This window comes from Streptomyces uncialis (assembly GCF_036250755.1).
GTDB classification, from domain to species: Bacteria; Actinomycetota; Actinomycetes; order Streptomycetales; family Streptomycetaceae; genus Streptomyces; species Streptomyces uncialis.
In genome coordinates this window covers 7,984,020-8,010,242 of record NZ_CP109583.1, presented here as the reverse complement: position 1 = coordinate 8,010,242, position 26,223 = coordinate 7,984,020, and the positions used below count along the sequence as shown (strand labels likewise).

General features: G+C 74.1%; 24 protein-coding genes. 16 read left to right on the top strand and 8 right to left on the bottom strand.

The window, feature by feature from the left end; genetic code table 11:
• Positions 1-94 precede the first annotated feature (94 nt).
• From bioB to OG711_RS33540, 5 genes are all read left to right on the top strand, one after another.
• The gene (gene bioB, locus OG711_RS33560) at positions 95-1,408 is read left to right on the top strand and encodes a biotin synthase BioB (RefSeq protein ID WP_329562326.1); all 1,314 of its coding nucleotides are present in this window, start codon (positions 95-97) and stop codon (positions 1,406-1,408) included.
• Positions 1,401-2,729, top strand: coding sequence for an adenosylmethionine--8-amino-7-oxononanoate transaminase (locus OG711_RS33555; protein ID WP_329562324.1), 1,329 nt, complete (start codon positions 1,401-1,403; stop codon positions 2,727-2,729). Before bioB ends, OG711_RS33555 begins: the two co-directional genes overlap by 8 nt.
• A 101-nt stretch (positions 2,730-2,830) precedes the next feature.
• Positions 2,831-3,631 (top strand): dethiobiotin synthase, encoded by an 801-nt coding sequence (gene bioD / locus OG711_RS33550; RefSeq protein ID WP_329562322.1) that lies wholly within the window; start codon positions 2,831-2,833, stop codon positions 3,629-3,631.
• 42 nt (positions 3,632-3,673) lie between these two features.
• Positions 3,674-4,018 carry a VOC family protein gene (locus tag OG711_RS33545; protein WP_266512740.1) on the top strand — a complete coding sequence of 115 codons (345 nt, stop codon included), beginning with the start codon at positions 3,674-3,676 and terminating at the stop codon, positions 4,016-4,018.
• A gap of 73 nt (positions 4,019-4,091) precedes the next feature.
• Entirely contained in the window at positions 4,092-4,787 is a 696-nt protein-coding gene (locus OG711_RS33540) for a class I SAM-dependent methyltransferase (RefSeq protein WP_329562320.1), read from the top strand.
• Between the two features lie 165 nt (positions 4,788-4,952).
• Here the strand turns inward: OG711_RS33540 and OG711_RS33535 are convergent, their stop codons facing one another.
• Complete coding sequence (locus tag OG711_RS33535; RefSeq protein WP_073795069.1) at positions 4,953-5,324, bottom strand: fic family toxin-antitoxin system, toxin component; 372 nt, start codon at positions 5,322-5,324, stop codon at positions 4,953-4,955.
• 4 nt (positions 5,325-5,328) lie between these two features.
• A complete protein-coding gene (locus OG711_RS33530) occupies positions 5,329-5,556 on the bottom strand; it encodes a toxin-antitoxin system HicB family antitoxin (RefSeq protein ID WP_073794736.1) in 228 nt (75 codons plus the stop codon).
• Between the two features lie 160 nt (positions 5,557-5,716).
• Here OG711_RS33530 and OG711_RS33525 point away from each other — a divergent pair, with 160 nt between their 5' ends.
• The 5 genes from OG711_RS33525 (at position 5,717) to mug (ending at position 11,090) form a co-directional block, all read left to right on the top strand.
• Positions 5,717-6,160, top strand: coding sequence for a GNAT family N-acetyltransferase (locus OG711_RS33525; RefSeq protein ID WP_329562318.1), 444 nt, complete (start codon positions 5,717-5,719; stop codon positions 6,158-6,160).
• A 283-nt stretch (positions 6,161-6,443) separates the two neighbouring features.
• The gene (locus tag OG711_RS33520; RefSeq protein WP_073794741.1) at positions 6,444-7,778 is read left to right on the top strand and encodes a hemolysin family protein; all 1,335 of its coding nucleotides are present in this window, start codon (positions 6,444-6,446) and stop codon (positions 7,776-7,778) included.
• Entirely contained in the window at positions 7,775-8,788 is a 1,014-nt protein-coding gene (locus OG711_RS33515) for a hemolysin family protein (protein ID WP_266512750.1), read from the top strand. Before OG711_RS33520 ends, OG711_RS33515 begins: the two co-directional genes overlap by 4 nt.
• Positions 8,789-9,096: 308 nt before the next feature.
• Positions 9,097-10,539, top strand: coding sequence for an adenylosuccinate lyase (purB, locus tag OG711_RS33510; protein WP_329562315.1), 1,443 nt, complete (start codon positions 9,097-9,099; stop codon positions 10,537-10,539).
• A complete protein-coding gene (gene mug, locus OG711_RS33505; protein ID WP_266517921.1) occupies positions 10,536-11,090 on the top strand; it encodes a G/U mismatch-specific DNA glycosylase in 555 nt (184 codons plus the stop codon). Before purB ends, mug begins: the two co-directional genes overlap by 4 nt.
• A 34-nt stretch (positions 11,091-11,124) precedes the next feature.
• On the opposite strand, the gene OG711_RS33500 is transcribed toward mug, so the two are convergent.
• From OG711_RS33500 to OG711_RS33490, 3 genes are all read right to left on the bottom strand, one after another.
• Entirely contained in the window at positions 11,125-11,574 is a 450-nt protein-coding gene (locus tag OG711_RS33500; RefSeq protein WP_073794748.1) for a hypothetical protein, read from the bottom strand.
• Between the two features lie 63 nt (positions 11,575-11,637).
• The gene (locus tag OG711_RS33495; RefSeq protein WP_405674320.1) at positions 11,638-12,384 is read right to left on the bottom strand and encodes an ABC transporter permease; all 747 of its coding nucleotides are present in this window, start codon (positions 12,382-12,384) and stop codon (positions 11,638-11,640) included.
• A 2-nt stretch (positions 12,385-12,386) separates the two neighbouring features.
• The gene (locus tag OG711_RS33490) at positions 12,387-13,313 is read right to left on the bottom strand and encodes an ATP-binding cassette domain-containing protein (protein WP_329562312.1); all 927 of its coding nucleotides are present in this window, start codon (positions 13,311-13,313) and stop codon (positions 12,387-12,389) included.
• Positions 13,314-13,443: 130 nt separating this feature from the next.
• Between OG711_RS33490 and OG711_RS33485 the strand changes: the two genes are divergently transcribed.
• From OG711_RS33485 to OG711_RS33475, 3 genes are all read left to right on the top strand, one after another.
• Positions 13,444-14,664 (top strand): sensor histidine kinase, encoded by a 1,221-nt coding sequence (locus OG711_RS33485; protein ID WP_405675072.1) that lies wholly within the window; start codon positions 13,444-13,446, stop codon positions 14,662-14,664.
• Positions 14,665-14,831: 167 nt separating this feature from the next.
• A complete protein-coding gene (locus tag OG711_RS33480; protein ID WP_073794753.1) occupies positions 14,832-15,494 on the top strand; it encodes a response regulator transcription factor in 663 nt (220 codons plus the stop codon).
• Positions 15,495-15,681: 187 nt separating this feature from the next.
• Entirely contained in the window at positions 15,682-16,839 is a 1,158-nt protein-coding gene (locus tag OG711_RS33475) for an ROK family transcriptional regulator (RefSeq protein WP_073794756.1), read from the top strand.
• Positions 16,840-17,025: 186 nt separating this feature from the next.
• Here OG711_RS33475 and OG711_RS33470 read toward each other — a convergent pair whose 3' ends face one another.
• From OG711_RS33470 to OG711_RS33460, 3 genes are all read right to left on the bottom strand, one after another.
• The gene (locus OG711_RS33470; protein WP_073794759.1) at positions 17,026-17,787 is read right to left on the bottom strand and encodes a GntR family transcriptional regulator; all 762 of its coding nucleotides are present in this window, start codon (positions 17,785-17,787) and stop codon (positions 17,026-17,028) included.
• Positions 17,788-18,087: 300 nt separating this feature from the next.
• Positions 18,088-18,969: an RNA polymerase sigma factor SigJ gene (gene sigJ / locus OG711_RS33465; RefSeq protein WP_073794762.1), complete on the bottom strand. Its 882-nt coding sequence runs from the start codon at positions 18,967-18,969 to the stop codon at positions 18,088-18,090.
• Between the two features lie 194 nt (positions 18,970-19,163).
• Positions 19,164-20,150: a DMT family transporter gene (locus OG711_RS33460; RefSeq protein WP_329562306.1), complete on the bottom strand. Its 987-nt coding sequence runs from the start codon at positions 20,148-20,150 to the stop codon at positions 19,164-19,166.
• Positions 20,151-20,197: 47 nt separating this feature from the next.
• Here OG711_RS33460 and pdxR point away from each other — a divergent pair, with 47 nt between their 5' ends.
• From pdxR to OG711_RS33445, 3 genes are all read left to right on the top strand, one after another.
• Entirely contained in the window at positions 20,198-21,706 is a 1,509-nt protein-coding gene (gene pdxR / locus OG711_RS33455) for a MocR-like pyridoxine biosynthesis transcription factor PdxR (protein ID WP_329562304.1), read from the top strand.
• Positions 21,707-21,961: 255 nt separating this feature from the next.
• Entirely contained in the window at positions 21,962-23,461 is a 1,500-nt protein-coding gene (locus OG711_RS33450) for an SWIM zinc finger family protein (protein ID WP_329562302.1), read from the top strand.
• Positions 23,458-26,142, top strand: coding sequence for a DUF7824 domain-containing protein (locus OG711_RS33445; protein WP_329562300.1), 2,685 nt, complete (start codon positions 23,458-23,460; stop codon positions 26,140-26,142). Before OG711_RS33450 ends, OG711_RS33445 begins: the two co-directional genes overlap by 4 nt.
• Positions 26,143-26,223: the final 81 nt, after the last annotated feature.

Here is a 26,223-nt window from a genome sequence, read left to right as displayed (position 1 = left end):
GTGGTTCCCATGTGGCGATACCCACATGTCGCCGGCCGAGAGTTGTGCGAAGTCTCCTTGGCCTGCCGGGTCGGCGTAGGCCAGGATCGGCGCCATGGACCTGCTGAACACGCTGGTGGACAAGGGGCTTCGGCGCGAGCCGCCGACCCGTGACGAGGCGCTCGCGGTACTGGCGACCTCCGACGACGACGTGCTCGACGTGGTGGCCGCGGCCGGGAGGGTGCGGCGCCACTGGTTCGGGCGGCGGGTGAAACTCAACTATCTGGTCAACCTCAAGTCCGGGCTCTGCCCCGAGGACTGCTCGTACTGCTCGCAGCGGCTCGGTTCCACCGCCGGGATCCTCAAGTACACCTGGCTGAAGCCGGAGCAGGCGTCGCAGGCGGCGGCGGCCGGACTCGCGGGCGGGGCCAAGCGGGTCTGTCTGGTGGCGAGCGGCCGGGGGCCGACGGACCGGGACGTGGCCCGGGTGTCGGACACCATCAAGGCGATCAAGGAGCAGAACGAGGGCGTCGAGGTGTGCGCCTGTCTCGGGCTGCTGTCGGACGGCCAGGCGGAGCGGCTGCGGGACGCGGGCGCCGACGCGTACAACCACAACCTCAACACGTCCGAGGGGACGTACGAGCAGATCACGACCACGCACACGTACGCGGACCGGGTCGACACCGTCCGCAAGGCGCACGGGGCGGGGCTCTCGGCGTGCTCGGGGCTGATCGCCGGGATGGGCGAGAGCGACGCGGATCTGGTGGACGTGGTGTTCGCGCTGCGGGAACTGGACCCGGACTCGGTGCCGGTGAACTTCCTCATCCCGTTCGAGGGCACCCCGCTGGCGAAGGAGTGGAACCTCACCCCGCAGCGGTGCCTGCGCATCCTCGCCATGGTCCGCTTCGTGTGCCCGGACGCGGAGGTCCGGATCGCGGGCGGGCGCGAGGTGCATCTGCGTACCCTCCAGCCGCTCGCGCTGCATCTGGCCAACTCCCTTTTCCTGGGCGACTACCTGACCAGTGAGGGCCAGGCGGGCAAGGCGGACCTGGAGATGATCGCGGACGCCGGGTTCGAGGTGGAGGGCACCGGCGAGGTGACGCTGCCCCCGCACCGGGTGACGGCCGGGGGCTGCGGTACGTCCCCCGCCGCCGCGTCCTCCGCGGACCGTGCGTCGTCCTCGTCCGCGGAGCCGGTCTGCGGCCCCGGTGTTCCGGCGGCGGGCGAGGGAGCGTCGGCCGGACCCGGCTGCGGGCCGTGCGGCGGGCACGGCGGTACGACCGGGCAGGACGCCCCGGCCGTACCGGCGGCGCGGACCGCGCCGCCCGCCGCGGACGAGACGGGGTCCACGGGTGCGCCGAAGGCGCGTACGGACCTGGTCGCGGTGCGGCGCCGGGGGGCCGGGACGGATGTCGCGCCCAATGCCTGAGGCCGGGGCGGGCGGCGAGGCGGCCGAGGCCGGCGTCCAGGCCCTGCTCGACCTGGACCGCCGTCATGTGTGGCATCCGTACGGGCCGATGCCGGGGCGGCAAGAACCGCTGGTCGTGGAGTCGGCGAGCGGGGTGCGGCTGCGGCTCGCCGAGGGCTGCGGACAGCGGCTGGGCGGGCCCGACGAGCTGATCGACGCGATGTCGTCCTGGTGGTCGGCCATCCACGGCTACCAGCACCCGGTGCTGGACGCGGCGGTGCGCGACCAGCTCGGCCGGATGAGTCATGTGATGTTCGGCGGGCTCACCCACGAGCCCGCGGTACGGCTGGCCGAGCGGCTCGTCGACATCACTCCGGAGGGTCTGGAGCATGTCTTCCTCTCCGACTCGGGTTCGGTGTCGGTCGAGGTCGCGGTCAAGATGTGCCTCCAGTACTGGCGTTCGCTGGGCCGCCCCGCGAAACGGCGGCTGCTGACCTGGCGCGGCGGCTACCACGGCGACACCTGGCAGCCCATGGCGGTGTGCGACCCCGACGGCGGGATGCACAGCCTGTGGTCCGGCGCGCTGCCCCGCCAGGTCTTCGCGGACGCTCCCCCGGCCGGGTACGAGGAGCGGTACGCGGAGCATCTGCGGGAGCTGATCGGGCGGCACGCGGACGAGCTGGCGGCCGTGATCGTGGAGCCGGTGGTGCAGGGCGCGGGCGGGATGCGGTTCCACGCGCCGGAGTATCTGCGGGTGCTGCGGGAGGCGTGCGACGCCCATGGGGTGCTGCTGATCCTGGACGAGATCGCCACCGGGTTCGGCCGTACGGGTGAGCTGTTCGCCGCGGACCACGCGGGGGTCGTCCCCGATGTGATGTGTCTGGGCAAGGCCCTGACCGGCGGCTATCTGTCGATGGCGGCGACCTTGTGCACCGCGCGGGTCGCCGAGGGGATCTCCCGGGGCGAGGTGCCGGTGCTCGCGCACGGGCCGACGTTCATGGGCAATCCGCTGGCGTCGGCGGTCGCGCTGGCCTCCGTCGACCTGCTGCTGTCGCAGGACTGGCGGACGGAGGTGAAGCGGATCGGGGCCGGGCTGCTGGAGTCCCTGGCCCCGGCCCGGGAGCTGCCCGGGGTCCGTGACGTACGGGTGCTCGGGGCGATCGGGGTGGTCCAGCTGGACCACCCGGTGGACATGGCCGCGGCGACCCGGGCGGCGGTCCGTGAAGGGGTGTGGCTGCGGCCGTTCCGCGATCTGCTGTACACGATGCCGCCGTTCGTGTGCGATGACGAGGACGTGGCCCGGATCGGCCGCGCGGTGTGCGCGGCGGCGGCGGTCGGCTGACCCCGGCGGACACGGCGCGATGCGCGCACACGACGGGGGACGGCAGCGGGACGGCAGCGGGGCGCCGGCATCGGGCGGCGGGAACGGAAGCGGTGGGGGCGATGGCGATTCTGGTCGTGACGGGTACCGGTACGGAGGTCGGCAAGACGGTCACCACCGCGGCGATCGCGGCGGCGGCGATCGCGGCCGGGCGTTCGGTGGCGGTGCTCAAACCGGCGCAGACCGGGGTGACGGCCGGGGAGCACGGCGACGCCGACGAGGTCGCGCGGCTGGCCGGCGCGGTGACGGCCGTGGAACTCGCCCGCTACCCGGAGCCGCTGGCCCCGGCGACGGCGGCCCGGCGCACCCGGCGTCCGGGCGTGGGTGCCCGGGAGGCCGCCGGGGCGGCCCGGCGGCTGGCGTCCGCGCACGATCTGGTGCTGGTGGAGGGCGCGGGCGGGCTGCTCGTACGGTTCGACGCGAGCGGCGGCACGCTGGCGGACACGGCCCGGCTGCTGGCCGCGCCGGTCGTGCTGGTGGCGTCCGCCGGGCTCGGCACGCTGAACACGACGGCGCTGACCGCGGAGGCGCTGCGCAATCGCGGGCTCGCCCCGTTGGGGGTCGTCGTGGGGAGCTGGCCGGACGATCCGGACCTGGCGTCCCGCTGCAATCTCGCGGATCTGCCGCAGGCCGCCGACGCGCCCCTCCTGGGCGCTCTGCCCGGCGGCGCGGGGGCGTACGACCCGGCCCTGTTCCGGGCGGCGGCCCCGGGCTGGCTGGCCCCGGAGCTGGGCGGCGACTGGGACGGCCCGGGGTTCGCGGCGGCCTGGGCGCCGCACCCGTGGACCGGCCGGGACGTCACCGCGCCGGTGCCCGGGCCGGGGAACCGGGGACCGCGCTCCGGCGCGGGACACGGCCGGTGACGGACGGGACCGCGCCGTACCGCGGCGCCTAGGCTCACGATCATGCGAGTACAGGTGAGCGAGTTGGTGTTCGACTGTTCCGATCCGGCCGGGACGGTGCGGTTCTGGGCCGCGCTGCTGGGCGGTGCGCCGGTGGACCGGAACCCCTCCTGGTCGTACGTGGACGTCCCCGGGTGGACACGGCTGGCGTTCCAGCGGGTCCCGGAGGGGAAGTCCGGCAAGAACCGGCTGCATCTGGACCTGCGCGCGGACGACATGGACGCGGCGTGCGCCCGGGCGGAGGAACTCGGCGCGGTGCGGGTGGGTGGGCGGGTGAGCGACCCGCAGGGGGCCTTCCAGGTGCTGCGAGACGTCGAGGGCAACGAGTTCTGCTTCGTCGACGGGTGACTTCGCCCGATGGCGGGGACAATGGCCGTGTCCTCGGCCGTGTCCGCCGACGCCGCTGTCCGCAGGAGGTCCCATGAGCGTACGGAGCCGTTCCCCGCGGGCGCCGTCGGACGCGGTGCGTCATCCGGTGTTCTCCCGGGTGTACGCGAAGGTGAGTACGGCGACGGAGGGGGATGTCGGCCCGTACCGCTCGGAACTCCTCGCCGGGCTGAGCGGGCGGGTCATCGAGATCGGCGCGGGCAACGGGCTGAACTTCGCGCACTACCCGCCGGAGGTCTCCGAGGTGGTGGCGATCGAACCGGAACGGCTGCTGCGCGGGCTGGCGCTGACCGCCGCGCGCCGGTCGCGGACCCCGGTCGACGTGGTGCCCGGGGTCGCCGAGGCGCTGCCGGTCAAGAGCGAGGCGTTCGACGCGGCGGTGCTGTGCCTGGTGCTGTGCAGTGTGCGGGACACCGGGCGGGCCCTGCGGGAGGTGCACCGGGTGCTGCGGCCGGACGGGGTGCTGCGCTTCTTCGAGCACGGGGTGGCGCCCGGCCGGGGCATGGCCGCGGTCCAGCGGGGCCTCGACCGTACGGTGTGGCCGTTCCTGTTCGGTGGCTGTCATGTGGCCCGCGATCCGGTCGCGTCGCTCACGGACCGCGGTTTCACGGTGGAGGCGGAGCGCGCGGTGACGATCCCCGCGAAGGGCCCCCGGCTGCCCACGTCGTACCTGGTGCTGGGCTCGGCCCGGCGGCCACGCGAGGCGCCGGGGCCCGGCGCGGGCGGGTGACGGGGGCGGGCGGCTGACGGGGGCGCTCGGGTGACCGGGGGCGGGCGGGTGACCGGGCCCGGAGGGGTGACGCGGGCGCTCGGACGGCCGGAGCGGGCTGGACGGCCTCAGGCGGCCGGGGGCGCTCGGGTGACCCGGCACGGGCGGTGTCCGGGCCGCGTCGGTCTAGAGCGTCCAGGCGCGCAGGACCTCGGCGATCTGCCGGACCGTCGCGTTGCCCGACTTGACCAGCCGGGCCAGGTCGCGGACCTGTTCCGGTGAGGTGGCGACCTTCAGGCCGCTGGCGATCAGATAGGCGTACGCCACCGCCGCAGCGAACATCGCGTTGGAGCGTTCCAGGGCGGGGACGTGCAGCAGGAGTTGGAGGAGGGCCGCCGCACGGACGTGCGGGTCCTCGTAGACGGGGACGCCGAATATCTCGGCCTCATGTCTGCTGACGGCGGCGACCAGCGCTCCCCAGTCGGTGACCTCGGGGTCCCCGGGGGTCTTCTGTTCGGCGACCATCAACAGCCAGGCAAGATCGATTCTGATGTTCAACGCCTCAACGACGACCTTCACGGTCCGCGCCGAACTCCTCGACGAAGACGGACTCGTACTGCTTCATGAAGTCGGCCGCGGCGTCGACGAAGGTGTGCCCCATCTCGCCGGTGTCCCGTCTGACCAGTTCCTCGATGTAGCGATTGACGCTCATGCCCTGCGCGAGGGCGCGTTCCCGTGCGGCGCGGGCGGTGTGCTCGTCCACCCTGACGTTCAGCTGGGTTTTGGCCATACGCCGACGCTAGCGTTGATGTGCTAGCGCCCGCAAGGGGTGTCCGGAGCGTACGGGCGCGCGCGGCGCCGGCCGTCCGCCGGGGGCGGGCCCCTCGGCCGCCGGTCAAGGCGTCCGTATCGCGGGAAGAGCCCGAACACAGATGCGGAGCGGCTCCCAGATGAGGTGGGATACAGGGATGAACGATCTTCGGATACGGCCCGCCGGGCCCGCTGACCTGGACCCCGTCCTCACCTTCTGGCGGACCGCCGCCGAGGGGACGAGCATTTCGGACGACCGGGCGGGCGTGGCGCGGCTGCTCACCCGTGACGCCGGGTCGCTGCTGCTCGCGGAGCGTGCGGACGAGCTGGTGGGCACCGTGATCGCCGGGTTCGACGGCTGGCGCTGCCATCTGTACCGGCTCGCCGTGCACCCCGCGCACCGGCGCCAGGGCATCGGCTCGGCCCTGCTGGCGGCGGCCGAGGAGCGGTTCGTGGCGCTGGGCGGGCGCCGGGGCGACGCGATGGTGCTCCAGCGCAACGAACGCGCGCAGCACGCGTGGCGTGCGGCGGGGTACGCGCCCCAGGACCAGTGGCTCCGCTGGGTGAAGCCGCTGTCCGGCTGAGGCGGGCGGGTGGACGGGAATGGACGGGACGGCATGGGGACCGGGTCCGGGTGGTGGCCTGAGAACGACGGGCTTGGGAACGGCGGACGCGGGAACAGGTCCGGTGGGCGGGCGAGAGGCTTTTGCCCACCCTTTACGATGTGTGGGACCGCCCGTATCAGAATGTGGTCCCCCCGTCCCTTCTCCGCGAAAGGTGTGAGCGTCCGTCCATGGGCGAGCCCCCTAGTAGTAGACATCGCGCGTTCCCCCCGCTCCTGCCCGATCATGGGACGGAGGTGACCCGATGACCGAAGTGCTTCTGCTCGCCGTGGCGGTCCTGCTCTCGCTGGCCTGTGGTGCCTTCGTCGCGGCGGAGTTCTCGCTCACGACCGTCGAGCGCGGCGATCTCGAACGCGCCGTGGAGCGCGGCGACCGCGGGGCCGCCAGCGCCCTGAAGGCGGTCAAGAACCTCACGTTCCAGCTCTCCGGAGCCCAGCTCGGCATCACGGTCACCAACCTGATCGTGGGCATGCTCTCCGAGCCGTCCATCTCCAAACTCATCTCGGGACCCCTGCGTGACCTCGGGGTCTCCGCGTCCGCCGCCTCCACCCTGGCCCTGATCCTCGGCACCGCGCTGTCGACGGTGTTCCTGATGGTGGTCGGCGAGCTGGTCCCCAAGAACTGGGCGATCTCGTCCCCGCTGGTCATCGCCAAGTGGGTGGCCACCCCGCAGCGCTTCTTCAGCGCCGCGTTCCGGCCGCTGATCACCCATCTCAACAACACCGCCAACCACGCCGTGCGCCGCCTCGGCATGGAACCCACCGAGGAGCTGGCCTCCGCGCGCGGCCCCAAGGAGCTGGTGGCCCTGGCCCGGCACTCGGCGAAGGAGGGCAGGCTGGAGGCGGACACGGCCGAGTTGTTCGTCCGGACGCTGAACCTGGCCGACCTCACCGCCGAGAACGTGATGACGCCCCGTGTCCAGGTCATGGCGCTGGAGGCACGGGCCACCTGCGAGGACGTCGCCAACGCGACCCGCGCCACCGGCCTGTCCCGCTTCCCCGTGTACCGGGGCAACCTCGACACGGTCGTCGGGGTCGTCCACATCAAGGACGTGCTCGCGGTCCCCGCCGAACGGCGCCCCCGCAAGCCGGTCGCGGAGCTGATGCGCGAGCCGCTGCTCGTACCGGAGTCGCTGACCGTGGACCGGCTGATGGACCGCCTGTCCGGGAAGCGCACCATGGCCGTCGTCATCGACGAGTACGGCGGCACGGCCGGGGTGGCCACCCTGGAGGACATCGTCGAGGAGGTCGTCGGCGAGGTACGCGACGAGCACGACCCGCACGAGGCACCCGATCTGGCGCCCGCCGGACAGGACGACGAGGGCCGCGCGCTCTTCGCCGCCGACGGCTCCGCGCGCACGGATCAGCTGGCCCGCGTCGGTCTGCGCGCCCCGGACGGCCCGTACGAGACCCTGGCCGGGCTCGTCGCCACCGAGCTGGGACGTATCCCGGCCGCCGGTGACCGGGTGGACGTCGCCGGGTGGCGGCTCGACGTGGTGGACGCCACGGGACGCCGCGCGGCCCGGGTGATGATGCACGCGCCGCCCGCGCGTCCCGACGAGGAGGAGGAAGAGCGATGACCGCCGTCCAATTGCTGATCGGGCTGGCGACCCTCGTCGCGAACGCCTTCTTCGTCGGTGCCGAGTTCGCCATGATCTCGGTACGGCGCAGCCAGATCGAGCCGCACGCCGAGGAGGGCGACCGCAGGGCCCGCAGCGTGCTGTGGGGGCTGCGGCACGTGTCGGCGCTGCTCGCCACTGCGCAGCTCGGCATCACCCTGTGCACCCTGGTGCTCGGTATCGTCGCCGAGCCCGCGATCGCGCATCTGCTGGAGCCGGTGTTCGACTCGCTCGGCGTGCCGCACGGACTGGTCCACCCGATCTCGTTCGTGATCGCGCTGACCCTGGCGACGTATCTGCACATGCTGCTGGGCGAGATGATCCCCAAAAACATCGCGCTCGCGGAGCCGGTGCGCACCTCGCTGATCCTCGGGCCGCCGCTGGTCGCGGTGGCGCGGGCGCTGCGGCCGGTGATCTTCACGATCAACGCGTTCGCCAACACCCTGCTCAGGCTGATGCGGGTCGAGGTCAAGGACGAGGTCACCGCGTCCTTCTCGGACGACGAGCTGGCCCGGCTGGTGAAGGACTCCGGGGACGCGGGGCTGATCGACGACCGCGCCCAGGAGCGGCTCCATGACGCGCTGGAGCTGGGCCGCCGCCCGGTGAACGACGTGGTCCTGCCGCTGGAGCAGGTGGTCTACGCCCATGTCGGGGTCACCCCGGAGGAGCTGGAGCGCCTTTCCACGGAGTCGGGCTTCTCGCGGTTCCCCGTGGTGGACGACGCCCGTCGCATCGTGGGCTACCTCCATGTGAAGGACGCCCTGGACGTGACCCCGCGCGACCTTCCGTTCCAGGTCAAGGACATGCGGTCGATCGCCCGGGTCCGGGCGAGCACCCCGCTGGACGATGTGCTGACCGCGATGCGGCGCAGCCGTACGCATCTGGCGGCCGTCCTCGGCGCGGACGGCAAGATGTCGGGCCTGGTGACGATGGAGGACGTCCTGCGGGAGCTCTTCGGCCAGCCCGCGTGACCTGTGGGCCCGCCCCGGTGCTCCCGATCCGTCGGAGGCGCCGGGGCGGTGCCGTGCGCCGGGGGCGCCCGGCGCACGGGAGGGCGGCGCGCACCGGGTGGGGAGTCCGTACGCGGGCCGGGGCGGGCACGGGACCTGTGCATGAGCCCGTGCCGGGTGCGCGCCCACGCGGCTCTCCGCCGAGGGGCCCGTCGCGTCCCTCATGGCCCGGTCCCCGCCGCCGACCGGTCATCCCTGTCATCTTGGAGCTTCCTCCGAAGGTGCCCGGCGCACCGGGCTGAAGGTTCCGCCCAGTAGACTCCCTCCACGTGACTGCTGCGTCTTCGAAGCCCCGTATCCCCAATGTCCTCGCCGGCCGCTATGCGTCGGCCGAGCTGGCCGACCTCTGGTCCCCCGAGCGGAAGGTGCGGCTGGAGCGGCAGCTCTGGCTGGCCGTGCTGCGGGCCCAGAAGGACCTCGGGATCGAGGTCCCGGACAGCGCGATCACCGACTACGAGCGCGTGCTCGACCAGGTCGACCTCGCCTCGATCGCCGAGCGTGAGCGGATCACCCGGCACGATGTGAAGGCCCGGATCGAGGAGTTCAACGCGCTCGCCGGGCACGAGCACGTCCACAAGGGCATGACCTCGCGTGATCTGACCGAGAACGTCGAGCAGCTCCAGATCCGGCTCTCCCTGGAGCTGGTCCGTGACCGTACGGTGGCGGTGCTGTCCCGGCTCGGGAAGCTCGCGGGCGAGTACGCCGAGCTGGTGCTGGCGGGCCGCTCCCACAACGTCGCCGCGCAGGCGACGACCCTCGGCAAGCGCTTCGCGACCGCCGCGGACGAGCAGCTGGTCGCGTTCGGCCGGGTCGAGGAGCTGCTGGCCCGTTACCCGCTGCGCGGGGTGAAGGGCCCGGTCGGCACCGCCCAGGACATGCTGGACCTGCTCGGCGGGGACGCGGCGAAGCTGGACGAGCTGGAGCGCCGGGTCGCCGGTCACCTCGGCTTCGCGCACGCCTTCACCTCGGTCGGCCAGGTGTATCCGCGGTCCCTGGACTACGAGGTCGTCACCGCGCTGGTGCAGCTGGCGGCGGCGCCGTCGTCGCTGGCGAAGACGATCCGGCTGATGGCCGGGCACGAGCTGGTCACGGAGGGCTTCAAGCCGGGGCAGGTCGGCTCCTCCGCGATGCCGCACAAGATGAACACCCGCTCCTGCGAGCGGGTGAACGGTCTGATGGTGATCCTGCGGGGCTACGCGTCGATGACGGGTGAGCTGGCGGGCGACCAGTGGAACGAGGGCGACGTGTCGTGCTCGGTGGTGCGCCGGGTAGCGCTGCCGGACGCGTTCTTCGCGCTGGACGGGCTGCTGGAGACGTTCCTGACCGTCCTGGACGAGTTCGGCGCGTTCCCCGCCGTGGTCGCCCGGGAGCTGGACCGCTATCTGCCGTTCCTCGCGACCACGAAGGTCCTCATGGGCGCGGTGCGCGCCGGGGTGGGCCGGGAGGTCGCGCACGAGGCGATCAAGGAGAACGCGGTGGCGTCGGCGCTGGCGATGCGCGAGCAGGGCGCCGAGCGCAACGAGCTGCTCGACAAGCTCGCGGCGGACAACCGTATCCCGCTGGACCGGTCGCAGCTCGACGCGCTGATGGCCGACAAGCTGTCGTTCACGGGTGCGGCGGGCGCGCAGGTCGCCGCGGTGGTCTCCCGGGTGGAGGACATCGCCAAGCGCTATCCGACGGCCTCCGGATACACCCCCGGGGCGATCCTCTGACCCGCTTCACCCCCGCCGAGCTGGAGGCCGCCCGTGACCGCCTCGTCGACGACGTGGTCGCGGACGGCCTGCGGGTGCTGTTCTGCGGTATCAACCCGGGTCTGATGACGGCCGCGACGGGCCATCACTTCGCCCGGCCCGGCAACCGCTTCTGGCCGGTGCTGCACCGGTCCGGCTTCACCCCCCGGCAGCTGCGTCCGGACGAGCAGGACGAGCTCCTCGTCCACGGGCTCGGCATCACCAATGTGGTGGCGCGGGCGACCGCACGGGCCGACGAGCTGTCCGCCGAGGAGTACCGCGAGGGCGGCAGGCTCCTCGCGGCGAAGGTCGCGCGGCTGCGTCCGGTGTGGCTGGCGGTGGTCGGTGTCACCGCCTACCGTGCCGCGTTCGGTGAGCGGCGGGCCGTGATCGGGCCGCAGGAGACCCTGATCGGCGGCAGCCGGGTCTGGGTGCTGCCCAATCCGAGCGGGCTGAACGCGCACTGGACGGTGGCGGCGATGGCCGAGGAGTACGGGCGGCTGCGCGAAGCGGCGTCCGGGCCGGCCGTGTAGGGCGTGTCCGGCGGTTCCCGCCGGGGCGTCGTCGCTACGGGGGGTCGACGTCGGTGGCCGCCGCGAGGAGCCGGGCTGCGCCGCCGTGGCCGTCGCGGGTGACGGCGAGGACCAGCCAGCGGCCGGGCGCGCGCCACACCAGGGCGTCCCCGGCGCGGGAACTGATCGAGCGCCAGGGCTCGGGTATCCCCTCCCCCGGCTCCGCCGCGCGCAGGAACACGCCCTGGAGCCCGAGGTGGTCCGGCTCGCCGAACCGGGCGGTCAGCGGGACGGCCAGCGCGTCCCGGTCGGCGTACAGCTGCTCCTCGTGGTCCGCGTCGGGCCCCCGCCCGTCGTGCGGCGCGTCCGCCGGGCCCGGGGCATGCGTCAGGTCGACGAGGAGGGGTACCGTACCGGCGCCGGACGGCGCGGACCCGCCGGGCCCCGCGGGGAGTTCCCGGGAGCACAGCAGGTCGATCGCTGCGAGTCGCCGTGCGGTGGTCATGCGGTCCAGTAAACCCCGCGCCACTGACAATTGGCGGTCGGTCATGTCCGGGCGCAGCGTGGGTCAGGCGTCGCGACGGCGAACCGTCCACCATCCGGCGAGCAGCGCCGCCAGCGACCACAGGGCGGCCACGGCGAGACCGGACCACGCGCCGAGGTCGCCCACGGGGTCGGCGAAGAGGACTTGAGCTCCCGCGCGGTCCGGCAGGTACTCCGCCACGCCGCCGGTGGTGTCCCCGATCACGAAGGACACGATGAGGAAGAACGGGATGAGGATGCTCAACGCGGCCACACCGCTGCGGAGCACGGCGGTCAGCCCGGCCGCGAGCAGGGCCGTCAGCGCGAGCCCGAGGCCCGTGCCGAAGCAGGCGCGCAGGGCGCCCGGGGCGCCGAGCCCCAGGCCGTCGTCCCCGAGTGCGGCCTGTCCGGTCAGGAACATCCCGAATCCGGTGACGAGGCCGACCGCGAGCGCGGCGGCGCCGATCACGGCGGTCTTGGCCGCGTAGAAGAGGGTGCGGTCCGGTACGGCGGTGAGCGAGACACGCAGCGCGTGGTTCACGTACTCGCAGGACATGGCCGTGGTCCCGAAGGCGATCGCGGCGACATGGGCGAAGTTGACACCGTAGAAGGCGGCGAACAGCCGGTCGCCGCCGAACTCCTCACCGATCGCGCCGGCCGGGTCCTCGATCGACGCCTGGACGAGGGCGGTGATGGTGACGCCCACGGCGAACACCGCGGCGAGCGAGACCAGAGCGGCCCGCAGTGAGCGGAGCTTGATCCATTCGGCGTGCAGGACGGCGGTGGGGGACACGGTCAGACCTCCTGGGCGGTGGTGGACGCGGCGAACTCGGCGCTCGTCGCGGTGAGGGCGAGGTAGGCCTGTTCCAAGGTCGCCTCCTCGGTGACGAGTTCGAGCAGGGGGATGCCCTCGCCCGCGGCGATCGCCCCGACCTCGGCGGCGGTGAGCCCGGCGACAACCCATGCCCCTTCCCCGGCCGGGGCGAGCCGGTGCCCGGCGGAGGTGAGCAGCGCGTCCAGCCGCGTCGCGTCGGGGGTGCGTACCCGGGTGCGGGACGTGCCGTGGGCGGCGATGAAGTCCCCCATGGGGAGGTCGGCGAGGAGTCTGCCCCGGCCGAGGACGACCAACTGGTCGGCGAAGGTGGCGGTCTCGTTCATCAGATGGCTGGACACCAGCACCGTGCGTCCCTCACGGGCGAGGCGGCGCAGGGTGTCCCGTATCCACACGATCCCCTCGGGGTCGAGGCCGTTGGACGGCTCGTCGAGGATCACCACGGCCGGGTCCCCGAGGAGGGCCGCGGCGATGCCGAGGCGCTGGCGCATCCCGAGGGAGAAGGTCCGCACCCGGCGGCGCCCGACCGGGCCGAGGCCGGTCTCCTCCAGGACCTCCTCGACCCGGCGCGCGGGGAGGCGGTTGCCGACCGCGAGCGCGAGGAGGTGCTGACGGGCGGTGCGTCCGCCGTGGACGCTCTGGGGGTCGAGGAGGGCCCCCACGTGCCGCAGCGGTTCGTCGATCGCCGTGTAGTGGCGTCCGCCCACGGTGGCGGTGCCGGTGGTGGGCCGGTCCAGGCCGAGGACGAGTCGCAGGGTGGTCGACTTTCCCGCGCCGTTGGGGCCGAGGAAGCCGGTGACCCGTCCTGGGGCGACGGAGAACGTCAGCCCGTCCACGGCCCGTGTCTTCCCGTACTCCTTGGTGAGTTCCCGTACGTCGATGCTGGTCATGGCTCCAGCCTGGTCGGACGCGGGGGTGCGGGGCCTCCCCCGCGCGTGGAGAGCGTCTCCCCCGCAGGGGGGAGCCGTGCCCGCGGGTCCGGCTGGCACGATGGCCTCCATGCCCCCATTCCTGGGCCGGGTGCTCCGGTCGGCGCGCCCGCTGGCCCGTGCCGTGACGTACACGCGCTGGCTGCATCTGATGCTGGCGTGGTTCTTCGCGCTGGCGTCGGCGATGGTGTATCCCGGGCTGACCGACATGACGCCCGTCAGGTGGCTGCTGGTCGTGCTGGTCCCGACGGTGCCGGTCGCCGCCCTCGGGCTGGTCCCGGTGGTCCGCCGCGCGGAGGGGCTCCAGGCGCAGCTGATGCTGTTCCCCGGGCAGCACGCGCGCGTGCGTGACGGTGACGCCGCGTCGGGGATCAGCGCCGCGCCGTCGGCGTCGTGGCGGGACCGGGTGCGGACCTCGGTGTGGCTGGTGGTGCGGCTGGAACTCGGGTGTCTGACCGGGCTGGCCATGCTTCCGCTGCTGGGACAGTTCATGGCGCTGCTGGTCAGGGCCATGGGTGGCTCCGTCGACGACATCGACGCCCCGTTGGCGCCGCCGACGCGGTGGTGGGCGGCGGCGCTGCTGGTGCCGGTGCCGGTGCTGCTGCTGATGGCGGTCGTGGTGACGCTCGGGGTGGCGCTGACGGCGGCGGCCCGCCGGCTGCTGGGTCCCTCCCCCGCGCAGCGGCTGGCGGCCCTGGAGGAGCGGACGGAGCAGTTGCTGGAGCGCAACCGCATCGCCCATGAGCTGCACGACTCGATCGGGCACGCGCTGTCCGTCGCGGTGGTGCAGGCGGGCGCGGCACGGGCGGCGGGTGACGGCGCGTTCACGGAACGGGCGCTCGGCGCGATCGAGGAGACCGGGCGGGCCGCCCTGGAGGACCTGGAGCGGGTCCTGGTGGTCCTCAGGGAGTCCCAACGGCCCGCGAGCGCGCGGCCGGCGCTCGGGGAGGCCGAGCGGCTTCTGAAGTCGGCTCGGGCGTCCGGCGCGGTCGTGGACGCCGAGGTGTCCGGTCCGGTCGACCGGCTCCCGGGGGCGGTGTCCCGTGAGTGCTACCGCATGCTTCAGGAGTCCCTGACCAATGTGCTGCGGCACGCGGGCCCGGTGCCCGTGCGGGTGAGGGTGTCGGTGCTTCCCACGCGCGTGGACATCGACGTGGTCAATCCGCTGCCGCCGGCGCCGATCGTCCCCACGGGACGGGGCGGGACGGGGCTGCGGGGGATACGGGAGCGGGCCGCGCTGCTGGGCGGGCACGCCGAGATAGGGCCCCTCGGGGGCGAGTGGCGCGTACGGGTCGAACTGCCGCTCGGCTGAGGCGGGTCGTACGAGCGGGTTGCCGGGACCCGCCGCCGGTGCCCACCCCTGGACGTAGCCGTTCCGGTACGGGTCCCACGCACCCCGCACGCGCGCGGGAACGGCCACCGCGTTGCCCCGAGGGGTGGGCGGGCAGGGGCCCGGGGGACCACGAGTACGCTGATCCGATGCCCTTGACGGTCCTTCTGGTCGACGACGAACCCCTCGTACGCGCGGGCCTGCGCGCCGTGCTGGAGGCGCAGCCCGACATCGAGGTGACCGGTGAGGCGGCCGACGGCGCCGCGGTGATCCCGCTGGTGCGGCGACTACGGCCGGATGTCGTCGCCATGGATGTCCGTATGCCCCTGATGGACGGCATCGAGGCCACCCGCGCGCTGCTGCGGACGGTCCCGGACCCGCCGAAGATCCTCATGATCACCACGTTCGAGAACGACGAGTACGTGTACGGCGCGCTCCGCGCGGGCGCGGACGGCTTCCTGCTCAAGCGGGCGAGGCCCGCGGAGATCGTCAACGCGGTCCGGCTCGTCGCGGACGGCGAGTCGCTGCTCTTCCCCGCGGCCGTACGGCAGCTCGCCGCCCGGTACGGCACGGGGTACGGTACGGCGGCGGCGCGGGAGGAGCTGCGCCGGGCCGCGCTGACCGGCCGGGAGGCCGACGTGCTGCGGCTGATGGCGCGGGGGCTGTCGAACGCCGAGATCGCCGTCCGGCTCGTCGTCGGCACGGAGACCGTCAAGTCCCATGTGAGCGCGGTGCTCGCCAAGCTGGGGGCCCGGGACCGTACACAGGCGGTGATCGCGGCGTACGAGTCCGGATTCGTGTCGCCGGGGTGAGGGCGCGGCGAAGGGCCCGTTCGGCGCGCGGTTGGCGGAGGCTCACGTTCCGCCCGGTGCTCGCGTCCAGGGGCCGCTGCGACGCGATTTGGTATCGGCAGGTTGCGGGAGTGCATCGATGCTCGCCGTGGTCGCACGGTGACGAGTACGATCCCGGCCATAAGAGCACGAGCGGAGAGGACACACGTTGGGGCGGCTGACCGGCGGAGACCCCTCTCTTCTGCGGCGGATAAATTCCGCCGTGGTGCTGCACGCGCTGCGTGCGGCGGACTCCGCGACGCTGACCGAGGTGACCCGGGTGACGGGTCTGTCCCGGCCGACCGTCGAAGGGGTCGTCGAGGGGCTGATCGAGACGGGCCTCGCGGTCGAGTCGGCCGCCGAGGAGGGCGCGGCACGCAGACAGGGCCGTCCGGCCCGGAGGTTCCGCTTCCGGGCGGAGGCGGGGCATCTGCTGGGGCTGGAGATCGGCCCGCACCGGGTCGCCGCGATCCTCGCCGACCTGGACGGCCGGGTGCTGGGCACGGGCTTCAAGGAGATCACCGCCGAGGCCCCGGCGGACGAGCGGCTGGAGCGGCTGCGGATGACCGTGGCCGACACCCTGCGGCGCAGCGGGGTGGCCCGCAGCTCGCTGTGGGCGGTCGGTGTGGGCACCCCGGGGATCGTGGAGGCGGACGGCACGGTGCGCCTGGGCACGGCGCTGCCGGGCTGGACCGGGCTCCAGCTCGGTGAGCGGCTGCGCCGGTCGTTCAAATGTCCGGTTCTCGTCGAGAACGACGCCAACACCGCTGCGGTGGCCGAACACTGGAAGGGTGCCGCGACCGAGTCGGACGATGTGGTCTTCGTCCTGGCGGGCCTCAGCCCGGGTGCCGGTTCACTGATCGGCGGACGGCTGCACCGGGGCTTCGGGGGCGCGGCCGGGGAGATCGGGGCGCTGCATCTGCTGGGGCGTGAGGCCACGCCGGAGGTGTTGCTGTCCACCACCGGCGAGCCGCTGCACCCGCTCGACGAGCAGGCCGTCGCGGAGGTCTTCGCCCACGCGCGCGGGGGCGACGAGAACGCCCGCGCGGCGGTGGATCGTTTCATCAGGCGGCTGGTGCACGACGTGATGGCGCTGGTGCTGGCCCTGGACCCGGAGGTGGTCGTCGTGGGGGGCTGGGCGGCGGGGCTGGACGGTGTGCTGGTGCCGTTGCGCCAGGAGCTGGAGCGGTACTGTCTGCGGCCGCCGCGGGTGGCGCTGTCGATGCTCGGTGAGGCCGCGGTCGCCACGGGTGCGCTGCGGCTCGCCCTGGATCATGTGGAGGAGCAGTTGTTCGCCGTGGAGAGCACGGTGACCGCGCGGCGGTAGACCGGGCGCCGGCGGACCGCGTGGCTGCGGACCGCGTGGCCGCGGACCGGGCGGCGGTGGACCGGTGGCGGTGCACCGGGCGGCGGCCGAGGTCCGCCCGGGCGGTCCGGCGTGGTGCGGACAAACAGCGCGGGGCCCCACGCGGGTGTGGTGTGAACCACCCGCGTGGGGCCCCGCGTCGGTCGGTCAGGAGGCGCGTCGCTCCGGTCCGTGGTGTATCTCGACGCCGCCGGAGTCACCGAAGGTGAGCCGGCAGGTGTCGGCACGGTACGTCGCGACGGACACCGCCGCCGTGCGTCCCCCGGCGAAGAACCGGGTGGTGACGACGAGGACGGGCGATCCGGGCAGCCGGTCGAGTTCCTTGGCGTCGGCCGCGCGCGCCGATCCCAGCTCGACGGCACGGTCCTGGCCTTCGAGTCCGAGCCGCTGGAGCTCCCGCAGCACACCACGCGCGCGTGCCGTGCCCGAGGGGTTCTCGATCCCTGAGAGGTCGGGCACCGAGGCGCCCGGGATGTAGAGCAGTTCCGCGGCGACGGGCTGTCCGTTCGACACCCGGCTGCGCCGCACGATGTGCACCGTCTCGTCCGTACCGGACTCCAGCATCCGGGCCACCGCGGGCGGCGGCACATCGGACTCGCTGCCGACGGTCTGCCAGGCGTCGCCGAGCACGCCGGGCCAGTCCTGGTCGTCGGAGCCGACGGCCACCCCCACGCGCGGAGGCGCGACGGTGGTGCCGACCCCGCGGCGGCGCTGGAGCCGCCCTTCGAGTTCGAGCTGTTCGAGGGCCTGCCGGAGCGTCGCGCGGGCGACGCCGAAGCGGGCCGCGAGATCGCGTTCGTTGGGCAGGATCTCGCCCACCGTGAACTCCGAGTCGAGTGCCTCGGTGAGCACGGTCTTCAGGTGCCAGTACTTGGGCTCCGGCACCGTCTCCAGTTGCGTGGTCCCCACCCTGTCCTCCGCAATCGCCGTGTCCCAGAAGCGTTTTAGCGCCCTTGTTTATTAAAGGTTCCTGCACTATCACTGCGACGATAGGGCGCCGCCCACCCTTGGTCAAGACCAATACTGAAACCGTGCGGGCGCGCGTTCGGCCCGCGCAGGACAACATTCATGAGTCGTTAGCGATGCTCACACGCCTGTAAGGCGCTTGTCACATCGCGTACAGGCTCGGTCACATGGCGAAACCTTTACCTTTCGCACGAGGTCAGGGGCCCGTCGTACGGCGGAGCAGGGTGTCGCGTGATGCCGGATTCAGCCCAGGGAGACGAGCTTGTCCGGATTGCGGATGACGTAGACGCGCTGAACGCGGCCGTCGGCGACGTCCAGTTGGAACACGGCGTCGGGCTTGCCGTCGTACCGTGCGAGGATCGCGACCGCCCCGTTGAGTTCGAGCGTCTCGAAGGTCGTGTGCTCGTCGACGCCCTTGCGCGCGGCGCCCGCCAGGAAGCGGGCCACCTTCGCGGCGGTCTCGATGATCCGCAGGGGCGCCTTGCTCTTGCCCCCGCTGTCGCCCACCAGGCTCGCGTCGGGAGCCAGCAGCGACAGCAGCCGCCCGATGTCGCCGTCGGCGGCCGCGGCCAGGAAGCGTTCGGTGAGGTCGCGCTGTTCGGCGGGGTCCACGTCGAAGCGCGGCCTGCCCTCCCCGACGTGTTTGCGCGCCCGGCCCGCGAGCTGCCGGACGGCGGATTCGGAGCGGTCGAGGGTGACGGCGATATCGGCGTACGGGTACCCGAACGCCTCCCGCAGGACGAACACCGCCCGCTCCAGGGGGGACAGCGACTCCAGGACCACGAGGACGGCGATCGAGACGGAGTCGGCGAGCACCACACGGTCGGCGCCGTCGGGGACGGCCGCCGTGTGGTCCGTCACCAGTGGTTCGGGCAGCCAGGGGCCGACGTACGCCTCCCGGCGCGACTGGACGTGCCGCAGCCGGTCGATCGCGAGACGGGTGGTGACCCGGACCAGGAAGCCGCGCGGCTCGCGTACGTCACCGCGGTCGGCGGCCGCCCAGCGCAGCCACGCGTCCTGGACGACGTCCTCGGCGTCGGCCACCCGGCCGAGCATGCGGTAGGCCACTCCCAGCAGCACGGAGCGGTGTTCCTCGAAGACGTCGGTCGCGGTGTCGGCAGCCACCTCCCCATCCCATCCCGAGGCGCACCCCCCTGTCCACCTCGCATTTCGGCCTCCGGACCGCGCGGGGTGGGATTTCCGGCCCTGCCGGTCCTGCGGGCTACCCATCGGTAGGTGACAGCGGCACATCTCCACCGCGAACCCGCTCGGGTGGCGGGCGGCAGGGGGGCCGCGAGCGGCGAGGGGCGGCGAGGGGGTCAGTGCCCGCCGTCGCCGCCCGGCCGCCCGCCGCGCGGGAGGGACCCGAGCCGGGCGCGTGTGCCGTCCCGGCCGCCGGTCGGCGCACCGCGGCCGGCCGGCCGCCGGGCCCCGCGACCGCCGAACGCCCCGGCGCCCAGGGCCACCCCCGCCGCCACGAGGGCGCTTCCGGCGGCCTGGGCGGCCCCGTAGCCGCCTGCGCCGACCAGGGGGGCCGTGCAGGCGGCGGCGACCGGGATGAGGCCGGAGAACAGCGTCGCGCGCTCCGCGCCGATGCGCTGCACACCCAGGTACCAGCAGATGAAGCCGACCACGGTGACGACCACCGCCTGCCACAGGAGCACCAGCGTCTCCGTGGTGTCCGGGACCCGCAGCCAGTCACCCCCGTCGGCGAGCAGCCCGACGAGCGCCGACTCGGCGGCGGCCACCGCGCAGACCACCGCGGTCAGCAGCCGGGGTCCCAGCGGGCGCAGCAGCGGGACGGCGATCACCGCGAACCCGACCTCCCCGAGCAGCGCGCAGACGGAGAACGCGATCCCGGCCGTGTCGGTGCGCCCCCAGCCCTGCACGGTGAACGCGCCCGCCGCGACGAGCAGCGCGCCGTACAGCACGATCCGGCGCGGGCGGCGGCCGTCGAGGAGGGGGACGAGGACGGCGACGACGACCGGCGCGCAGCCCACGAGGACGCCGGGCACGGCCGGTTCGGCGGTGCGCTCCGCCGCGAGCACCGCGAGGTTGAAGCCGACCATGCCGACGGCCGCGAGCAGGCACAGGCGTGCCCACTGGCGGGGTCCCAGACGCCGGACGGCGGCCATGGCGCCCCGGCCCACCAGCGGGATCAGCAGCAGGAAGGCGAGTCCGTACCGGAGGAACTGTCCGCCCGCGTAGGGGTACTCGCCCAGCAGGCTGTTGGCGGTGAAGGAGCCGCCGACCAGGACACAGGCGAAGGCGGCGGACAGCGACCCGCGTGCGGAGTTCACATTCATGCCGCTGACGCTAGGTACGCGCGTGGACCCGTTTAAGGTCCACTTCCATGACGGTATCGGGGACCACTTCCAGCGACGGCCCGGCGGGGCCCGGCACGTCCGGCGTCCACGCGCGGGACGCGCCCGGGAGCGCCGGGCCCGGCGCTCCCGTGTGGGAGCTGTTGCGGCCCGCGGTGGCGGCGCCCGCGCGCGGGCGGGGCCGGGCGCTCGGGTCGGCCCTGCGTGAGGCGGTGCGCGAAGGGCTGCTGGCCCCGGGGACCAGGCTCCCGTCGACCCGGGACCTGGCCGCCGACCTCGGGGTCTCACGCGGGCTGGTCACGGAGGCGTACGAGCAGCTGACCGCGGAGGGCTATCTCCGCAGCGGCCGGGGCGCGGGTACCTGGGTGGGCGGCGCGGCGCGGGCGGGGCGGCCCCGCGCGCGTGACAGGGCGCCCCGGCGGCGCGGGGCCACCGTCGACTTCTCGCCCGGTTCGCCTGATCTGTCGATGTTCCCGCGCGCGGGATGGGCGTCCGCGTACCGGGGCGCGCTGGCGGACCTGCCGCACGACACGCTCGGCTACCCGGACCCCCGGGGCACGCCCCGGCTGCGCACGGCTCTCGCGGAGTTGCTGACACGGCGGCGCGGGGTGGTGGCCGACCCGGAGCGGCTGCTGGTGTGCTCCGGGGTGACGCAGGCGGTGACCCTGCTGGGGTTCGTGCTGCACGCGCGCGGGGAGCGCGCGGTGGGCGTCGAGGACCCGGGCAGCCCGGAGCAGGGGGCGTTGTTCGCGTCGGCGGGGGTGCGGAGCGTACCGCTGCCCCTGGACGAGGAGGGGCTGGCGCCGGGGCCGCTGACGGACTCGGGGGTGCGGTGCGCGGTGACAACGCCCGCCCACCAGTTCCCGCTGGGCATCGCGTACTCGGCGCGGCGCCGGGCGCGGCTGCTGGACTGGGCGCGGGCCGTGGACGGTCTGCTGGTGGAGGACGACTACGACGGTGACTTCCGCTACGACCGCTCCCCCGTGGGCGCGCTCCAGGGGCTCGACCCGGAGCGTGTCGCGTACACCGGGTCGGTGAGCAAGTCCCTGGCGCCCGGGCTGCGCATCGGCTGGCTGCTGCCTCCCGCGCGGCTGGCGGACGAACTCGTCGAGCGCAAGAGGACCATGGACCTGGGCAATCCGTCGCTGGACCAGGAGGCCCTGGCGCGGTTCGTGGAGAGCGGCGCGTACGAGCGCCAGTTGCGGCGCTGCGGGCGGGCCTACCGGGAGCGCCGGGACACCCTCGTCGCGGCGCTGACGGAGTGCTTCCCGGGCGCGCGGGTGACCGGGATCTCCGCCGGTCTGCATGTGATCGCCGCGCTGCCCCGCCGCTACGGCCCCGAGGCGCGGCTGCTGGCCCGGGCGGGGGAGGCGGGCATCGTGGTGCGACCGCTGTCGGTGTACGGGTCCGCCGGGACGCGGGCGGCGGCCGGGGACGGCGGGCCGGTGCGGCTGGTGTTCGGTTACGCGCATCTGACGCCGGCGCGGATCGTGACGGGGGTGCGGGGGCTGGCCGCGGCTGTCACGCGGGACGGTTGAGGGTGCGCGGCGTCCAGGCGGGACGGGCGAGGACGGGGCCGGGGCGAACGGGGCGGGACGAAGGCGGGGCGGCCGAGGGCGGGACTGCGGCGAGCGGGACGGGCGAAAGCGGGGGCGGGGCGGCGGCGGGCGGAAGGGGACGAAGGCGGGCGGGGTGAAGCACCCTCGTCCCCGCCGAACTTGCCCGGCCCGCCTCGGATTCGTGGGTTCTCGCAGCTCAACGGCCTTGTCAGTGGTGGAGTCTACGGTTTTCCCATGACGCGATCACTGCATGCCCTGGCCTACGCACGCCCTTCCTCGCTGGAGTCGGCGGCCGACGGCCGGCGCCTCGGCCTGGAGACCTCCCAGGGCAGCACACCCCATGGCCGTGAGGACCATCCCCGCTTCTTCGCCGGGTTCCTGACCTCGCCCCGGATCGCCTCCGCGGGGCTGCTCGCGGTGGCCGACGTGGCGGCGGCCCGGTACTACCAGCCGCAGCTGAGGGCGTCGCTGGACCCGGTGGTGACGGGCAACGGCGACCGGCTCAGATTCGAGTCGTTCTCGGGCTGCGGCGGGGTGTACGCGCGGCTGGACGTCCTGGCGGCCGGGCTGGACGGGGACCGGATCGGCCACGGCACGACGAACGTCGATGTGAACAACCCGCTGCGGGAGGCGCTGTCGCGGATCGGGTCGGACGATCCGCTGCATCTGCGGGTCGGTCCCGACGAGATGGCGGTGACGACCCTCGGCGGACCGGTGGTGGAGAAGAAGGTGCCGCTGCCGGACCGCTGGCTGCGCGGGTTCGCGGAGGCCCAGGTGGTGGCCGCCGGCTTCGATCTGCGGGCCGAGCTGCCCGCGGCGGAGGCCGTCCGGTTCCTGCGGGCGCTGCCCAGGAGCGGCGGGCGCGGGCCGTCCCAGGGCGCGCTGTGGGTGGTGCCCGCGGGCCGGGGGCTGCGGCAGACGACCCGCCCGGTGCCGGGCGCGGTGTGCCTGCCCGGCCCCGAGCGCCTGGCCGCCCTCCAGCGGGTGCTGCGGTACGCCACGGCCCTGCGGGTCTACGGTCCCCCGGCGGGCACGGAGGCCTCGGCCGCCGCCGCGTGGGAGGTCGTGCTGCCCGGGATGCGGCTCACCCTCACGCTGTCGCCGATGGCGTCGCGCGGATTCTCCGGCGAGGGCGGGGTCCTGGAGGCGCTGGCCACGGACGAGGCCGCCGAGGACGCCGAGCTGGTCTCGGTCCTGCTCGCCTGGGAGCCCACGATCGACATCGCCGATCTGGCGGCCTCCTCCGGGCTGTCCCGGGAGCGGGTGAAGGCGGCCCTGGTCCGTCTCGGCACCTCGGGCCGGGTGGGGTACGACACGGCGGAGGCCGCGTACTTCCACCGCGAACTGCCCTACGACGCGGCGCGGGTCGAGCGGCACAACCCGCGGCTGCGCTCCGCGCTGGCGCTGCTGGACGCCGGAGCGGTCACCCTGGCGGGCGCGCTGGGCACGGTCACCGCGGAGGACGGCCATGTGCACCGGGTGCGGGAGGACGCGGGCCGGCTGAGCTGCACCTGCCGGTGGTGGGCGGAGTACCGCGGCGGCCGGGGCCCGTGCAAACACGCGCTGGCGGTACGGATGGCCCGCAGGGGCGCGACCGGCGGCGCGGCGGAGGGCGGCGTTCCGAACGGCGCTTCGAACGGCGTTCCGGGCGGGGCGGGCGAGGCGGACGCGGGCCGTCCCGGCGCGCGGCAGGGCGAGGGCACGACGGCACGGATCGACGGGGGCGCACGATGACGACGACCGACACACTCATGGCCGCGGTCCGCGAGGGCAAGGTCTCGGCGGTGATCGAGCTGGTCACGGACATGACGACCGAGGAGCGCCGCGCGGCGGTGCCGGAGCTGAAGGCGCTGCGCATCGAGCTGCGCAAGGAGCTCTGGTCCAACAGGGCGCGGCAGATCCGTCCGGCCCTGCACGCCGCGGGCGCCGCCTGTCACTCCGGCGCGGCGGCGGCCGCGGCGTGGATCTCCGGGTCCGAGATGGCCTGGGCCCCCGCCGTGCCCCCGGTGCTGCTGAACCTGCTGGCGTACCGTGACCGGCAGTGGCAGGCGGATGTCGCGGCCCGGCTGGCGGACCGGCCGGAGTCGGCCGGCGTCCCCTTCGCGCTGATGTCCGGACTGGTGCGGCTGTCCGGATGCGCGGTGCCCACCACCGACAGCTATGTCCGCGGCTGGCTCAACTCGTCCACCACCACCTGGCAGCTCTCGGGCCCCCTGCTCGCGGAGCGGCTGGGCCGGGACGCCCATCTGGTGCCACTGGTGAACGCCCTGTTCGAGCTGGACGACATCGGCTGGCGGCTGGAGTGGACCTACGGTCAGGACGACGCCCAGGGCTGGATACCGGCCCTGGCGCAGCTCACCGAGCAGGGCCTCCTCGATCGCAGGACGATGATCGACGGCTGTGTGGCGCGGCTGCTGCGCGGCGGTTCCACCGTCGACCAGCGGGCGTTCCTGACGCTGTTCAAGGCACTCTCCCCCACCCGGGAGGAGGAGCGGGAGCGCACGGGCGACTGGATGGCGCTGGCCACCGACGCGGCCGTCGCGATCGCCTTTCACGCCCAGTCGGTCCTGACCGCGCTCGCCCTGGACGGCGAGCTGACGGCACGGCAGCTCGCGGAGATGTCCCGGGGCGTGCTGTTCCGGCCGGAGAAGAAGCTGGTCCGCGCGCAGCTCGTCCTGCTCGGCAAGGTCCTGCGGGCGAGCCCTTCGGAGGCGTCGGCCCTGCTGCCCGCCGTCGCCGAGGGGTTCGGCCATCCGGACACCGATCTCCAGGAGCGCGCCGTCAAGCTGGTGGAGCGGTGGGCGGGCCGGGCGGACCAGGGGGCACGCGACGAGATGCTGGCGTCGGCCGAGCTGCTGAGCGGGGCTCTGCGGCCCCGTGCGGCGGCGGCCCTGGGAGTCGTACCGGAGGCACTCGAAGCGGGCACACCCGAGGTGTACGAGGAGATCCTGCCGCCGGTACCGCTCGCGCGGCGGGTGGACCCGGCGCCGGAGACCGTGGAGGAGCTGGCGGAGGAGGTCGGCGCGCTGCTGGCGGCCCGGACGGAGGACGTCGCGGTCTTCGAGCGGGTCCTCGACGGCCTGGTGCGTCACACGTACCGGGACCACGAGGCGCTGGTCGAGGCGCTGCGGCCGGTGGTGGCCGGGCGTTGGTGGTACCCCGAGGACGGTCCCCGCGCATCGGCGGACACCAACTTCCGCGCCCGGCCGTACGGCGTCGAGGTCGTGCTCGCCTCGCTGTTCGACGGGGTGAAGCCGTCCACGCTGCACAAGGCGCTCCGCAAGGACGGCTCCACGCGTTCGGACTGTGTGCACGCCAAGCTGGAGCGGCCCTGGCGGGCCCGGCTGTACGAGACCGCCTACCGGCTGCGGACCGAGCCGTTGCCGTTCCTGCTGTCGACCCCGACCTGGGCGTCCGGGCTGCTGGAGGCCGGGGAACTGGTGGCGCGGCTCGGCGAGTACCGGCGGCTGGGCGCGCCGGTGGCGGAGGCGGACTTCGCACAGGCGCTGCGCAGGGTGCGGCACGACGTGCCGGCGGACCCGGACGCCTCGGTCGGTGTCGCCGCGGCGGCCACCGCGCTGGGCACGCCGGAGGGCGACCGGCTGGCGGCCCTGCTGACCGCGCCCGCTCCGGCGGCACCGGCGGCCGAGATCGTCGGGACGGAGTCCCGGCTGCTCGTGCGGACCGGCGGGGTACCGGAGCTCCGGAGCAGGGAACTGCCGCCGTTCTTCCGCCCGTTGGGCGCGCCGGTGGACCCCACCGAGCGAGGGCAGCAGTGCTACCACTGGGGCTTTCCCGCGTACCCGCACTGGCTGGCGATCCTGCCCGGGGAGCGGGAGACGGTCGCGGCCCGGCTGCTGGCGGTGGTCTCGGCGGGCGCGGTGGACGACATCCCCCTTGAGGTGGGGTATCTGCCGCTGCTCGCCGAGTCGCCCGGCCCGGTGGGGGACGCGTTGCTGCTGTCCGTCGCGTACGGGGCGGGAGCCCGGCGCGCCGAGGAGCGGGTCGCGGCGGTCGACGCGCTGCTGGTGCTCGCGGCGTCGGGGCAGCTCGACACGGACCGGCTGGGGGAGCTGCTGGGGCGGCTGATGGCCATGGGGGCGGTCAAGCCGGTGCGGGTGGTCGAGTGTGTGCGCACGGCGGCGGCGACGGGTGCCTGCGGCACGGTGTGGGGGCTGCTGCGGGCGGCGCTGCCCGCGCTGCTGGCGGGCCCGGCGGCCGGGACGGCGGCGGCGCGCGGGGTCGGGGACCTGCTCGCGGTGGCGGCGGAGTGCGTGGAGCGCGCCGGGGGGCGCGGGGAGCTCCCGCACCTCGGGGAGCTGGCGGCGCGCCGGGGCGGCTCACGGCTGCTGACCCAGGCCCGTCGCCTGCACACCCTGCTCACCGAGGAGGACGCTTCGGCAGCCACCACCTGAGGCATTCCGGACAGAAGCAGCTTTTACCCATCGGACACAAAGCGTTGGCGATCACGCAACACCGCCCGCCGAGAGTGACCG

What these genes read in the sequence shown, in the direction of transcription:
- OG711_RS33545 (WP_266512740.1), top strand. Translation starts at nt 3,674, where the DNA reads ATGCGAGTACAGGTGAGCGAGTTGGTGTTCGACTGTTCCGATCCGGCC.
- OG711_RS33515 (WP_266512750.1), top strand. Translation starts at nt 7,775, where the DNA reads ATGACCGCCGTCCAATTGCTGATCGGGCTGGCGACCCTCGTCGCGAAC.
- OG711_RS33555 (WP_329562324.1), top strand. Translation starts at nt 1,401, where the DNA reads ATGCCTGAGGCCGGGGCGGGCGGCGAGGCGGCCGAGGCCGGCGTCCAG.
- OG711_RS33530 (WP_073794736.1), bottom strand. Translation starts at nt 5,556, where the DNA reads ATGGCCAAAACCCAGCTGAACGTCAGGGTGGACGAGCACACCGCCCGC.
- OG711_RS33480 (WP_073794753.1), top strand. Translation starts at nt 14,832, where the DNA reads ATGCCCTTGACGGTCCTTCTGGTCGACGACGAACCCCTCGTACGCGCG.
- bioB (WP_329562326.1), top strand. Translation starts at nt 95, where the DNA reads ATGGACCTGCTGAACACGCTGGTGGACAAGGGGCTTCGGCGCGAGCCG.
- OG711_RS33445 (WP_329562300.1), top strand. Translation starts at nt 23,458, where the DNA reads ATGACGACGACCGACACACTCATGGCCGCGGTCCGCGAGGGCAAGGTC.
- OG711_RS33450 (WP_329562302.1), top strand. Translation starts at nt 21,962, where the DNA reads ATGACGCGATCACTGCATGCCCTGGCCTACGCACGCCCTTCCTCGCTG.
- OG711_RS33460 (WP_329562306.1), bottom strand. Translation starts at nt 20,150, where the DNA reads ATGAATGTGAACTCCGCACGCGGGTCGCTGTCCGCCGCCTTCGCCTGT.
- pdxR (WP_329562304.1), top strand. Translation starts at nt 20,198, where the DNA reads ATGACGGTATCGGGGACCACTTCCAGCGACGGCCCGGCGGGGCCCGGC.
- OG711_RS33540 (WP_329562320.1), top strand. Translation starts at nt 4,092, where the DNA reads ATGAGCGTACGGAGCCGTTCCCCGCGGGCGCCGTCGGACGCGGTGCGT.
- OG711_RS33490 (WP_329562312.1), bottom strand. Translation starts at nt 13,313, where the DNA reads ATGACCAGCATCGACGTACGGGAACTCACCAAGGAGTACGGGAAGACA.
- OG711_RS33500 (WP_073794748.1), bottom strand. Translation starts at nt 11,574, where the DNA reads ATGACCACCGCACGGCGACTCGCAGCGATCGACCTGCTGTGCTCCCGG.
- bioD (WP_329562322.1), top strand. Translation starts at nt 2,831, where the DNA reads ATGGCGATTCTGGTCGTGACGGGTACCGGTACGGAGGTCGGCAAGACG.
- OG711_RS33520 (WP_073794741.1), top strand. Translation starts at nt 6,444, where the DNA reads ATGACCGAAGTGCTTCTGCTCGCCGTGGCGGTCCTGCTCTCGCTGGCC.
- OG711_RS33525 (WP_329562318.1), top strand. Translation starts at nt 5,717, where the DNA reads ATGAGGTGGGATACAGGGATGAACGATCTTCGGATACGGCCCGCCGGG.